Below are 11534 nucleotides of genomic sequence, written 5' to 3'. Positions count from 1 at the left end.
GTGGGTAGCTGGCCGCGGAGTTCCCCGCACTCCTGGGAGCATCGCCCCTCCGGGGCGGGGGCCCGGGGTGCCCCCGGGCCCACGTTCCCGGGTGCGGACCGGCTCTGGCTGGTCGCGCTGGGGGTACCTCCCAGGCGAAGCTCTGGGGGACCCCGCGCCCCTTCCGGCAACCGGGCAGCCCCCGAGGGTGCTTTGCCGTCTGCGACGCGCGTGGGTGGCTGGCCGCGGAGTTCCCCGCGCTCCTGGGAGCATCGCCCCTCCGGGGCGGGGGGCCCGGGCTGCCCCCGGGGGTGAGTTGCCGGGTGCCCGGTGCGTAGGTGGCTGGTCGCGCAGTTCCCCGCGCCCCTATGGGTGCGCCCCGGTGGGCAGGGAAGCCCAGGCCCATTCCTCCCGCAGTCGGGGGCCGGCCCGGGAGGGGACGGTGCGGGAGTGTCCCCGCAGGAACTGTGCACACTCCCGGCCCACCCAACGGAGGAAGCCGCACGCACAGTTCCGAGGAGATACTCCCGTGGCGGCCCCGACCCCACCCACCGAAGGTGCACCGCCAGGGGCGCGAGGAACTGCGCGACCAGCCACAACGAGACCAGCACACGGCCAAGCGCAGCGAGAGGCACCCCGGACCCCGCGGGGAGCGGACCCGCACCGCCAGTGAACGGAGCCCGTTCAGCGCTTACCCGCGCCCCTCCACGGACGCGTACTTCGTGTCGGCGTGCGGGTCGAGCGCCAAGCGATACCCGCGCTTGACCACGGTCTGGATCAACCGCGGAACCCCGAGAGAAACCCGCAGGCGAGCCATCGCGGTCTCGACGGCGTGCTCGTCCCGCCCGGCACCGGGAAGGGCCCGCAGGAGGTCGCCGCGGGAGACGACCCAGCCCGGGCGCCGCGCCAGCGCCCGCAGCAGGGCCATGCCGGCCGGCGGCACCGGCCGCAGCAGGCCGTCGACGAGCGCCGCGTGCCCGCGGATCTCCACGCGGTGCCCGGCGACGGGCAACGGCCGCACCCGACCGGGAAGTTCCGCGGCGATGAGCTGAACGAGCGGGCCGAGCCTGAACCGTTCGGGCTGCCGCGTCGGCACATCCCGCGCCTGGAGCGGCAGCGCCGTCACCGGCCCGACGCACGCCGCGAGCACGTCCGTGCGGAAGGCGTCGAGCAACGCCTCGGCCTGGCCGCGCTGTTCGGCCCGCTCCAGCAGCGACGCCGCCGCCGGCGCGGAGGTGAAGCTCACCGCGTCCAGGGAGCGGGTCAGGGCCGCGTCGAGCAGCCGGTCCACGGGCCCGAGGTCCTCCGGCGGCATCCACCGGTACACCGGCACGGCGACCACCGTGGCGCCCGCGGCCCGCAGCGCCTCGGCGAATCCGGGCAGCGGCTCGCCGTGCAGCTGGACCGCGATGCGCCGCCCCTCGACGCCCTCGTCCAGCAGCCGCTCGAGCACCTCGGCCATGGACTCCGAGGCGGGCGACCACGCCTCGGTGAGCCCCGCGGCCCGCACCGCGCCGCGCACCTTGGGCCCGCGGGCGAGGAGTTCGACCCCGTCGAGCCGTCGCAGCAGCGCCTCGCCGAGCCCCCAGCCGTCGGCGGCCTCGACCCAGCCGCGGAACCCGATCGCGGTGGTGGCGACCACCACGTCGGGTGCGTCGTCCAGCAACTGCCTTGTCGTGATGAGCAGTTCGACGTCGTCGGAGAGCGGCACGATGCGCAGCACGGGGGCCCGCAGCACCGCCGCGCCGCGCCGTTCGAGCAGCGCGGCCAGTTCGTCGGCCCGCCGGGCCGCGGTCACGCCGACGGTGAAGCCGGCGAGCGGCGGCACCGCCCCGCGATCGGTCCGGCCGGTTCCGCCGGTGCGGCCCCTGCCCTCGGTGCGGCCCGTGCCCTCGGTGCGGCCCGTGCCGTCGCCGGTGGTCCTGCTGCTGTGCGCGTGCATCTGGCTCTGCCCCACTTTGCTGGAGTGCTCGTGCCCGGCGGGGACGCGGGGCCGCCCCGAGGGGTACGGGCCCCGCCGTCTCCGCACGCGGGCACCCCGCCGGAACGGCATCGTCCCAAGGCGGGGTGTCCGCGGCGGTTCGCCGGGATTTCCCCGGTGTTACGCCGCCTGCCACCGGGTGCCGCCCTCACACCTCCGCATAGGCCGCCGGGGCCGCCTGCGCGGCCTGCCCGGCCTCGCTGCGCGCTCCCGCGGGCCTGCGGAGGTATACGGCCCAGGTGAGGACGAAGCACAGTGCGTAGTAGGCGAGGAAGGAGGTGAACGCGGGCGTCCCGGTGTGCCGGCTGAGGAACGACTGCCGGAAGGCCATGTTGATGAAGACGCCGCCGAGCGCCCCCACCGCGCCGATCAGGCCCATCGACGCGCCGGACAGCCGCCGCCCCCAGGCGACGGCCGCCTCGCCGGTCAGCCCGCCCGCCTCGGCCTTCTTGTGGAAGATGCCCGGGACCATCTTGAACGTCGAGCCGTTGCCGACGCCGCTAAACGCGAACAGCGCGATGAAGCCGGTCAGGAACAGCCCCAGCGACCTGCGTTCTGAGGCGACCAGCACGAGCGCGGTGGCGGCGGCCATCGCCAGGAAGTTCCACAGGGTGATGCGCGCGCCGCCGTAGCGGTCGGCGAGCCGCCCGCCGACCGGCCGGACCAGCGAGCCCAGCAGCGGCCCGATAAACGTCAGGTACGCGGCGTGCAGCGGGGTGCGGCCGAACTGGTTCTGCAGCACGAGCCCGAAGGCGAAGCTGTACCCGATGAAGGAGCCGAACGTGCCGATGTACAGCACCGACATGATCCAGGTGTGCGGCTGCCTGGCGGCCGCGACCGCGGCACCGGTGTCGTTCCGCACCGGCACCAGGTTGTCCATGAACAGCGCCGACAGCACGGCCGCGACGACGATCAGCGGGATGTAGACGGCCAGCACGGTCCGGGGATGGGTCGCGCCCGCCCCCGCGATCACGGCGAGGCCGACGAGCTGGATCGCGGCGACGCCGATGTTGCCGCCGCCGGCGTTGAGGCCGAGCGCCCAGCCCTTCTCCCGCAGCGGGAAGAACGCGTTGATGTTGGTCATGGAGGACGCGAAGTTGCCGCCGCCCACGCCGCCGAGGGCACCCACGACGATCAACGTCGTGTAGGACACGCCGGGTTCGATGACGACCGCCGCGGCGATCGTCGGCACGAGCAGCAACAGCGCGCTGACCACCGTCCAGTTGCGCCCGCCGAACCTGGCCACCGCGAACGTGTACGGCACCCGCAGCACCGCGCCGACCAGGGTCGGCGTGGCCACCAGGAAGAACTTGCCGGCCGGGTCCACGTGGTACTCGGGCCCCATGAACAGCACCATCACCGACCACAGGCTCCACACGGAGAAGCCGATGTGCTCGGAGAGCACCGAGAAGGCCAGGTTGCGCAGGGCCGTCCGCCGGCCGCCGCCCTCGGTCCAGAACGTCTCGTCCTCGGGGTCCCAGTGCTCGATCCACCGGCCCGCCGTGCGCCTCGCGCCGCCCATCACGCCTCCCGTCGTCGACCGTCGTCTGTGCGGACGACGCTAGGAACGGCGGGTTACCGCGCCCGTTGCCCGACGTGACGTCGGCGCAACCATGCACTCACCCGGGGCGGGCGCCGGTTGTGAGACGGCCGGGCACGGAGGGGACGATTCCGGGAAGCGCTTCGCCTGCCGCATCTGGCGGATATCCACACAGCTCCAGCCCGTTGACGCAGCACCATTGACACCGTTCGGGCCACCCCCTTACGTTCCTTCATCGAAGCGCTTCGACGCGCGCTCCCCGTCCGACCTCCGCACCCACGAGCCCGCTCACGGAAGGCCCGCCTGTGAAGTTCACCGATGGCTACTGGATGCTGCGCGAAGGCGTCAGGGCCGCCTACCCCGCCGAGGTGCTTGACGTCACCGCGCACCCCGGCGGCCTCGACATCCACGCCCCCACCACTCCGGTCCGCCACCGCGGCGACCTGCTCAAGGGCCCGATGCTCACGGTGTCCTGCACCGCGCCCGCGCCCGACGTGATCGCGGTCCGCCTCACCCACTTCACCGGCGGCCGGGACCGCGGCCCGCACTTCGCGGTGACCACCACCCCCGGGCACGCGGTCGTCACCGACCACCCCGAGCACGCCACCCTGACCTCCGGCGGGCTGTCGGTGCGCTTCGCCAGGAACGGGCCGTGGCGGATGGAGTTCCGGGCCGGCGGGCGGACGCTGACCGCCGGCGGGCCGCGGTCGACCGCCATCCTGCAGACCGCCGACGGCCGCCACTACCTGCGCGAGCAGCTGGGCCTCGGCGTCGGCACCCATGTGTACGGCCTGGGCGAGCGGTTCGGCCCGCTGGTCAAGAACGGCCAGGTGGTGGACGCGTGGAACGCCGACGGCGGCACGTCCAGCGAACTCGCCTACAAAAACGTCCCGTTCTTCCTCACGGACGCCGGCTACGGCGTGTTCGTCAACGACCCGGGCCGGGTGTCCTTCGAGGTGGCCTCGGAGGCCGTGTCCCGCGTCCAGTTCAGCGCCGAGAGCCAGTCGCTGGAGTACCTCGTCATCCACGGGCCCACCCCGAAGGAGATCCTGCGCCGCTACACCGCGCTGACCGGGCGCCCGGCGCTGCCCCCGGCCTGGTCGTTCGGCCTGTGGCTGTCCACGTCGTTCACCACGTCCTACGACGAGGCGACGGTGACCGGCTTCGTCGACGGCATGGCCAAGCGCGAACTGCCGCTGTCCGTCTTCCACTTCGACTGCTTCTGGATGCGCGAGTTCCACTGGTGCGACTTCACCTGGGACCCGCGGGTGTTCCCGGACCCCGAGGGGATGCTGCGCCGGCTGCACGACCGGGGCCTGCGGGTCTGCGTGTGGATCAACCCGTACATCGCCCAGCGTTCACCGCTGTTCGCCGAGGGCCGGGCGGCCGGCTACCTGCTGAAGAAGCCGGACGGCGACGTGTGGCAGTGGGACCTGTGGCAACCGGGCATGGCCCTGGTCGACTTCACCAACCCGGACGCGCGCGCCTGGTTCGCGGCCAAGCTCGACGCGCTGCTCGCGATGGGCGTCGACTGCTTCAAGACCGACTTCGGCGAGCGGGTCCCCACCGACGTCCGCTGGTTCGACGGCTCCGACCCGGAGGGCATGCACAACTACTACACGCAGCTGTACAACCAGACCGTGTTCGAGGTGCTGCGGGCCCGGCGCGGGCACGGCGACGCGGTGGTCTTCGCCCGCTCGGCGACCGCCGGCGGCCAGCAGTTCCCCGTCCACTGGGGCGGCGACTGCGAGGCCACCTACGAGTCGATGGCCGAATCCCTGCGCGGCGGGCTGTCGTTGGGACTGTCCGGCTTCGGCTTCTGGTCGCACGACATCGGCGGGTTCGAGGGCACGCCGAGCGCCGCGCTGTTCAAGCGCTGGGCGGCGTTCGGCCTGCTGTCCTCGCACAGCAGGCTGCACGGCAGCGATTCGTACCGGGTGCCGTGGGTGTACGACGGCGAGGGCGCTGCCGCCGACGGCGGCGGCGAGGCCACGGAGGTCCTGCGCGCCTTCACCCGGCTCAAGCTGCGCCTGATGCCGTACCTGTACGAGGCCGCGCGCCAGGCCCGCGACGAGGGCGTCCCGATGATGCGGGCGATGGTCCTGGAGTTCCCCGACGACCCGGCCTGCGCGCATCTGGAACGCCAGTACATGCTGGGCGAATCGCTGCTGGTGGCCCCGGTGTTCGCGGACGACGGCCGGGTCGGCTACTACGTGCCGGCCGGCACGTGGACGCACCTGCTGACCGGCAGGACCGTCACCGGCCCGCGCTGGGTGGAGGAGACCCACGGATTCGACAGCCTGCCGCTGCTGGTCCGCCCCGGCACCGTCCTGCCCTGGGGCGCCGTCGACGACCGCCCCGACTACCCCTACGCCCGCGGGGTGACCCTGCGCGTCTACGAGCCGCAGGACGGCACCACGGTCCGCTGCCGCGTCCCCGCCCCCGACGGCACCACCGCCGCCACCTTCACCGTGACCCGCACCGCCCACCAGGTCACCGTCACCGCCTCCCCCGACGCCCCGCCCGGCTGGACCGCCACCCTCACCTCGTCCATCCCCCTGGACCTCCACCTCCCCCCGACCCCCTGACGGGGGTCACGACTCCGTGCCACCGGCCGGGGCGGGGACGAAGCGGAAGGTCGAGGTCACGGCGTCGAAGATGTCGTGGAACGCCTCGGCCAGGTCGAGCACCGGGCTGGCCCCGGAGATCAGCACGATCTCCTCCGGCCGGCCCGGGACCGGGACGTCAGTGAACTGGTCCACGAGGGCGTCCAGGGGACGGAGGCCGGGCGGCCCGGTCGGGGGCGGGCCTGAGAGGATCGTGGCATGAGCAGCGACCACCTCATGCGCATCCACAGTGCCGAGTTCCAGGCCATGGCCGAGAGGGTCCTGCGGGTCACCGAGCTCACCTCCCGGCTGAACGTCCTGCCGTTCGAGGACGACGCGGGCAAGGCGGAGCTGTTCGAGCGGATCCTCGGCAGGCCGCTGCCGCCGAGGGTCACGATCTATCCGCCGTTCTTCACCGACCACGGGCTCCATCTCGACCTCCCCGAGCGCGCGTTCATCAACCAGAACTGCACGTTCCTGGACTACGCCGGCATCCGGATCGGCGAGCGCGTGATGATCGGCCCGAAGGTCACGTTCATCACCAGCGGCCACCCGGTCGATCCCGGGGAGCGGCGGCTGTACCTCACCGGCGCACCCATCGACGTCGCGGAGAACGTGTGGATCGGTGCCGGTGCCACCATCCTGCCCGGTGTCACCATCGGCCGCGACGCCGTGATCGCCGCCGGCGCCGTCGTGGCCGACGACGTTCCGCCCGCAAGCCTGGTGACCGGCAGCAAGGCGACCGTGAACCGGCAGTGGTGACGGCCCCCCTGGGGCATCAACCGGCCGGGCCGGACGAGGGTCAGAGGGAAAGCTCGCACCAGACGGTCTTGCCGATGCCGTGAGGGCGGGGCTGCACACCCCAGTCGGCGGCCAGCGCGGCCACGAGGGCCAGGCCGCGGCCCGACTCGTCCTCGTCGGCGGCGGTGCGCAGAACGGGCAGGCCGTCGCCGGCGTCCGACACCTCGACGCGCAGGGTGGCCCCGCCCACGACGAGGCACCGCACCTCGATGTGCCGCCCCCGCACGTGCGAGTGCCGGACGGCGTTGGTGACGAGTTCACTCAGCAGCAGTACGGCGGTCTCGGCGGTGTCCTCCGGCAGCCGCCACCGAGCGGCCTGGTCGCGGAAGCGGCCGCGTGCCCGGCCCACGCTGCGCGAGTGGCGTGCCAGCCGCCAGACGCGGGGAGGGAGTTCGGCCTCCCAGGGACCCCAAGTGACAGCAGGGGGAACGGTGTTCATAGCGGTACGACTCCGGAGAGCTGCGGCGCGAGGCCGGTCGGACGAGCGGACGTGCCGCCCATCGTGATGCCGCCCCTCCCCCTCTCCCAGAGGTCGGGCATCCCGCCCCTCACCCCGGCACACCGCAGCTCAGGCCCCGCCCAGCGCCCATCCCCGACGCCCACGATGCCTTGGCCAACGCTTGTCCCGAACCTCACCATGGGACAAGCGAGTTCACTTTCCGCGTTCCCGCTGTCGCACTCCGGCACTACGCTCGGTAGCCCCCGCCACGCCCCACGCACGACCCGCCCATCGGGAGGACGCAGCCATGGCACCCACCTCACGGGAACTCAAACCCGCCAACTCTGCCCGCGAGTTGTTCGGGGCGGAGCTGCGGCGGCTGCGCGCCGCCGCCGGGCTGTCCCTCGACCGCCTCGCCGAGATCGTCAACTACAGCAAGTCGCACCTGCACGGCGTGGAAACCGGGGAACGCCTCCCCTTACCCCCGCTTCCCGAAAAGCTCGACGCCACTTTTGGCACGGGTCAACTCTTCGTCGGGCTCTGGGAGGTCATCAAACGAGAACGTACGCCCCGACGCTTCGACCACTGCCTGGAGCTGGAAGGCAAGGCCGTGCGCATTCAGGAGTACGGCGCCAGCAACATTCCCGGGCTGCTGCAGACCGAGGGCTACATGCGCGCGCAGTTCTCAGCCGTCCAACCCGAGGCCGATGACCAGGAGATCCAGCGTCAGGTCGCTGAACGGCTCAGCCGCCAGGAACGCCTTCGCGGCGATAACCCTCCCGACTTCTGGGCGATCATCGACGAAGCGGCGTTGCGCCAACTGGTGGCGCCGCAGTCATGCAGGAGCAGTTGGCCAACCTGCTTCCCTTCGTCAACACCGGACACACGACCATCCAGGTCATGCCCTTCTGGCAGTTCGGATACCCGCTCACGCAGGGCACGCTGATCCTGCTGTCGCTGCCCGACCACTCGACCGCCGTCTACACGGAAAGCAGTGCCGCTGGAGAGATGATCGAAGACCGCGCAGCCATCGCACGCCGCATCCGCCACTACGATCGGATGAAAGCGTGCGCCCTGTCCCCCGGAGCGTCCGCGAGACTCATCGAGGCCGTTCTGGAGGAACACGAGCGATGCGAGGAGCCACCCCCGAGCTGAATGGCGTCCAGTGGCGCAAGTCCAGCTACAGCGGCGGGGAACAAGGTGACGCCTGCGTAGAGGTCGGCTTCGGCGCCTCCGGCGCCCTCGGTACTGTCCCGGTCCGGGACAGCAAGGCTCCCGAAGGCCCCGTCCTCACCTTCACGCCGGCCGCGTGGACGGACTTCCTCACCGCGGTACGCGAAGGCGCGCTCTGACGTCTCAGTGCACGATCGCCTCGTTCTCGCGGACCGTCACCGTGGTGGGCTGCGTGGACTCGCCGTCCGGGAGCTTGGGGGCGGTGGCCGCCGGGCCGTCCGGGTTCGCGGAGGGCGTCCAGTGCACCTTCCAGACGATGGACGCGGTCAGCGTGTAGCCGCCGTGGGGCGACGCCCGGCGGTAGGTGACGTTGCACGGTGCGCCGTGGGTGTCCAGGGTGTACGTGCCGCCCTGGTTGGTCAGCCGGTACGTGCAGCTCGCCGGCTCGGCGTCCGGCGTTCCCGCGTCGACCCGCAACTCGTACGGTTCCGCGACCGTCGTCGCGGCGACGTGCACGCCGGCCGCCGCGTTGTCCAGGCTCGCCGTCACCGTCACCCGCGGCAACGGCAGCTTGAACGCCAACTCCGTCGCGAGGTTGACCAGTTGGTTCTCCGGCACGGGCTTCAGCGTCACCGGCGGGGCCGGTAGCACCGTCTGCGCGTACGCGAGCCCGGCGAGGGTCTTCGGGTCGATGGTGGGCGTGTTGGGCGGGGGCTTCCCGGGCTTGATGAAGGTCCAGTCCTCGATGCCCGCACACTCGCCCGCCCGGCTCAGGTCCGGGACCTGGAGCTCCCACCAGGTGCCCTTGTCCCCCTTGTGGTAGTTCTCAGCGCCGTATCGCCTGGCCATGTCCGCGAAGGCGTTCTGGTCGGAGACATAGTGGCTGTTGAGGTAGTTCTCGAAATCGTCCGGCGAGAACTCGGGTTCGTACCAGCAAGCGGGGGGCGACCAGTTGGATCCCGCGCCCGGCGCCATTTTCGGCCCAGGCCCGTTGTAGCTGCGCTTGTACTGGACCTGGGTGGTGATCGTGTTGGGCGGGGGGTCCTTCTTCGGCGGCGGCTTCACGGGCTCGGGGAACTCGTTGTCCGCCCAGCCCGGCGAAGCCAGGATCCCTAACAGGCCGACAGTGATGGCAGCGACCGCCGCCGTTCGACGGGCCGCCCTCCTCAGAGTTGGCACTGCGCCGCCCCTCGCTGTGACTTGTAGTTGGCCATCTGCCACGTACCGTCGGCGGACTTGTTCATGAGTGCCGTATGGAACACGAAACTGTTCGCGCTGGGCTTCGTCTTGTCGATCTTCCCGGTGTCTGTGTGCTTGTTGTAGGAGTAGCGCTGGTCCTCGCAGAAGGTGACTCCCGCCGTCGTCGAAGTGGCGTTGACCACCTTGCGGTTGTAGAAACGCAGGTCACCGGTCACCGTGAGGTGCTGTTCCTTGCCCCCCTTGATGCTTCCGCTCCAGGTCGCCAGCGCGTCCTCGATGACGTACTTGTGAAGCAACGGCAGCTCGGGATCGCCCTTCGTGAGGGCGACGTAGATCGCCTGAAGTCCGTACCCCTGATCCCGGAGGATCGCGCTCTTCGCCGCATCCCCCGTCGTATCCGCGTCCACGACGACCTTCACGTCGGCCGGGAAGTCGAAGGTGGGCGCCCCAGGCGCAGACGTGGTGGGCGGCGTCGTCGTCGCACTGGCGCTGGGCGCCCCCGCGGGGGTTCCGGACGTCGTCGCGGCGATCTTCTTGTCCCCGCCCCCGCCGCAGGCGGTGAGCATCAGAGCCGCTGCGGCCAGCGTGCAAGCTGCGGTAACGGTCGTTCGGCGTGCCATCGTGAGCCTGTCTCCCGTGTGGACTGCGCGTCACCGCACCGGAAAAGCGGCGGTGAGCCTCGGAATCGGCATCGCGATCGCCGGCCGCCACCGCGCGGTGGGCAGTCGTACGGGTGCCACGGCGACATGCCCCCCGTCTCGCCCCACCGGTCGTTGGCAGCCACTCACGCAACGCCCGCGCACCTTACGCTAGTCGCCGCTCACGCACCGCGTCCACGCGACGCCGTACTCATCGCAATGAGTACACAAGCGGATGACGCCGCGCCTGTGCGGCACCGGGCCGAGCCATTCGTACGCCTGTACGTATCCGGCGGGCGGTGGTTGACTCCTCGGCAACGGCGACGACCTCACCAAGGAAGGCACCATGAAGCTTCTCCTCACCTCCGCCGGCATCAAGAACCCCAGCATCGAGAACGCGCTGGTCGGGTTGCTGGGCAAGCCGGTTTCCGAGGCGAGCGCCCTCTGCATTCCCACGGCACTGCACGCCCTGCCGGGTGGGACAGCCGGGGCGTGGCGGGTGATCAGCGGAAACGCCAGCACCCCGCTGTGCGAGGTGGGGTGGAAGTCCCTGGGCGTGCTGGAACTCACCGCGCTGCCGAGCCTCGACCGCGATCTCTGGGTCCCCCAGGTCAGGGAGGCCGATGCCCTGCTGGTGGCGGGCGGCGACCCGCTGTACCTGCACCACTGGATGCGCGAGTCCGGGCTCGCGGATCTCCTGCCGTCACTGGAGGAGACGGTCTACGTCGGGGTGAGCGCCGGAAGCATGGTCATGGCACCCCAGATCGGCGAGGACTTCGTCGGGTGGAAGCCACCGGCCGGTGGCGACCGCACGCTCGGCGTGGTCGACTTCGCGATGTTCCCGCACCTGGACCACCCGGCCCTGCCGGAGAACACCCTTGCCGACGCGGTCACTTGGGCCGAGGGCCTGTCCGTCCCGGCCTACGCGGTGGACGACGACACCGCGATCACCGTGGTCGACGGCACGGTCGACGTCGTCTCCGAGGGGCACTGGAAGCTGTTCCCCCGCTGACAGGGGCACGCTGACAGGGGCACGCTGACAGGGGCACGCTGACAGGGATGACGGAAGACGCGGGTGGGGGGGGGGGCGGACCGCGCCCGCCCCCCCCCCCGGAGTTGCGCCGCCCCCCCCCCGCCCGCCGGGCGGGGCACGGGAAAGCCCCCCCGGGCGGGGGCG

General features: G+C 71.7%; 10 protein-coding genes and 1 pseudogene. 5 read left to right on the top strand and 6 right to left on the bottom strand.

Annotated elements, in window-relative coordinates; genetic code table 11:
• Positions 1–670: 670 nt before the first annotated feature.
• Together ACH4TG_RS22110 and ACH4TG_RS22105 are read right to left on the bottom strand one after the other, a co-directional pair.
• Entirely contained in the window at positions 671–1936 is a 1266-nt protein-coding gene (locus ACH4TG_RS22110) for a uroporphyrinogen-III synthase (RefSeq protein WP_398244121.1), read from the bottom strand.
• Positions 1937–2108: 172 nt separating this feature from the next.
• On the bottom strand, positions 2109–3482 hold the full coding sequence (locus tag ACH4TG_RS22105; protein WP_398244120.1) for a nitrate/nitrite transporter: 1374 nt from the start codon (positions 3480–3482) through the stop codon (positions 2109–2111).
• Between the two features lie 323 nt (positions 3483–3805).
• Here ACH4TG_RS22105 and yicI point away from each other — a divergent pair, with 323 nt between their 5' ends.
• Complete coding sequence (gene yicI, locus ACH4TG_RS22100; RefSeq protein WP_398244119.1) at positions 3806–6088, top strand: alpha-xylosidase; 2283 nt, start codon at positions 3806–3808, stop codon at positions 6086–6088.
• 6 nt (positions 6089–6094) lie between these two features.
• Here the strand turns inward: yicI and ACH4TG_RS22095 are convergent, their stop codons facing one another.
• A complete protein-coding gene (locus ACH4TG_RS22095) occupies positions 6095–6262 on the bottom strand; it encodes a hypothetical protein (protein ID WP_398244118.1) in 168 nt (55 codons plus the stop codon).
• A 63-nt stretch (positions 6263–6325) separates the two neighbouring features.
• On the opposite strand from ACH4TG_RS22095, the gene ACH4TG_RS22090 reads away from it, so the two are divergent.
• Positions 6326–6868: a DapH/DapD/GlmU-related protein gene (locus tag ACH4TG_RS22090; RefSeq protein WP_398244117.1), complete on the top strand. Its 543-nt coding sequence runs from the start codon at positions 6326–6328 to the stop codon at positions 6866–6868.
• A 40-nt stretch (positions 6869–6908) separates the two neighbouring features.
• Here the strand turns inward: ACH4TG_RS22090 and ACH4TG_RS22085 are convergent, their stop codons facing one another.
• Positions 6909–7346: an ATP-binding protein gene (locus tag ACH4TG_RS22085; protein ID WP_398244116.1), complete on the bottom strand. Its 438-nt coding sequence runs from the start codon at positions 7344–7346 to the stop codon at positions 6909–6911.
• A 307-nt stretch (positions 7347–7653) separates the two neighbouring features.
• On the opposite strand from ACH4TG_RS22085, the pseudogene ACH4TG_RS22080 reads away from it, so the two are divergent.
• Positions 7654–8501: pseudogene (locus tag ACH4TG_RS22080) on the top strand (helix-turn-helix domain-containing protein).
• Positions 8477–8698, top strand: a complete 222-nt coding sequence (locus ACH4TG_RS22075) for a DUF397 domain-containing protein (protein WP_398244115.1) — start codon at positions 8477–8479, stop codon at positions 8696–8698. Before ACH4TG_RS22080 ends, ACH4TG_RS22075 begins: the two are co-directional and overlap by 25 nt.
• A 4-nt stretch (positions 8699–8702) precedes the next feature.
• On the opposite strand, the gene ACH4TG_RS22070 is transcribed toward ACH4TG_RS22075, so the two are convergent.
• Both ACH4TG_RS22070 and ACH4TG_RS22065 read right to left on the bottom strand, forming a co-directional pair.
• Positions 8703–9584: a hypothetical protein gene (locus ACH4TG_RS22070; RefSeq protein WP_398244114.1), complete on the bottom strand. Its 882-nt coding sequence runs from the start codon at positions 9582–9584 to the stop codon at positions 8703–8705.
• A gap of 101 nt (positions 9585–9685) precedes the next feature.
• A complete protein-coding gene (locus tag ACH4TG_RS22065; RefSeq protein WP_398244113.1) occupies positions 9686–10339 on the bottom strand; it encodes a hypothetical protein in 654 nt (217 codons plus the stop codon).
• Positions 10340–10703: 364 nt separating this feature from the next.
• Between ACH4TG_RS22065 and ACH4TG_RS22060 the strand changes: the two genes are divergently transcribed.
• Positions 10704–11369 carry a Type 1 glutamine amidotransferase-like domain-containing protein gene (locus ACH4TG_RS22060; RefSeq protein WP_398244112.1) on the top strand — a complete coding sequence of 222 codons (666 nt, stop codon included), beginning with the start codon at positions 10704–10706 and terminating at the stop codon, positions 11367–11369.
• Positions 11370–11534: the final 165 nt, after the last annotated feature.

The sequence above is a fragment of the Streptomyces sp. NPDC020917 genome, assembly GCF_044333795.1.
GTDB lineage: Bacteria > Actinomycetota > Actinomycetes > Streptomycetales > Streptomycetaceae > Actinacidiphila.
This window is presented reverse-complemented; position numbering and strand designations above follow the sequence as displayed.

What these genes read in the sequence shown, in the direction of transcription:
- ACH4TG_RS22105 (WP_398244120.1), bottom strand. Translation starts at nt 3,482, where the DNA reads ATGGGCGGCGCGAGGCGCACGGCGGGCCGGTGGATCGAGCACTGGGAC.
- ACH4TG_RS22090 (WP_398244117.1), top strand. Translation starts at nt 6,326, where the DNA reads ATGAGCAGCGACCACCTCATGCGCATCCACAGTGCCGAGTTCCAGGCC.
- ACH4TG_RS22085 (WP_398244116.1), bottom strand. Translation starts at nt 7,346, where the DNA reads ATGAACACCGTTCCCCCTGCTGTCACTTGGGGTCCCTGGGAGGCCGAA.
- ACH4TG_RS22075 (WP_398244115.1), top strand. Translation starts at nt 8,477, where the DNA reads ATGCGAGGAGCCACCCCCGAGCTGAATGGCGTCCAGTGGCGCAAGTCC.
- ACH4TG_RS22065 (WP_398244113.1), bottom strand. Translation starts at nt 10,339, where the DNA reads ATGGCACGCCGAACGACCGTTACCGCAGCTTGCACGCTGGCCGCAGCG.
- ACH4TG_RS22060 (WP_398244112.1), top strand. Translation starts at nt 10,704, where the DNA reads ATGAAGCTTCTCCTCACCTCCGCCGGCATCAAGAACCCCAGCATCGAG.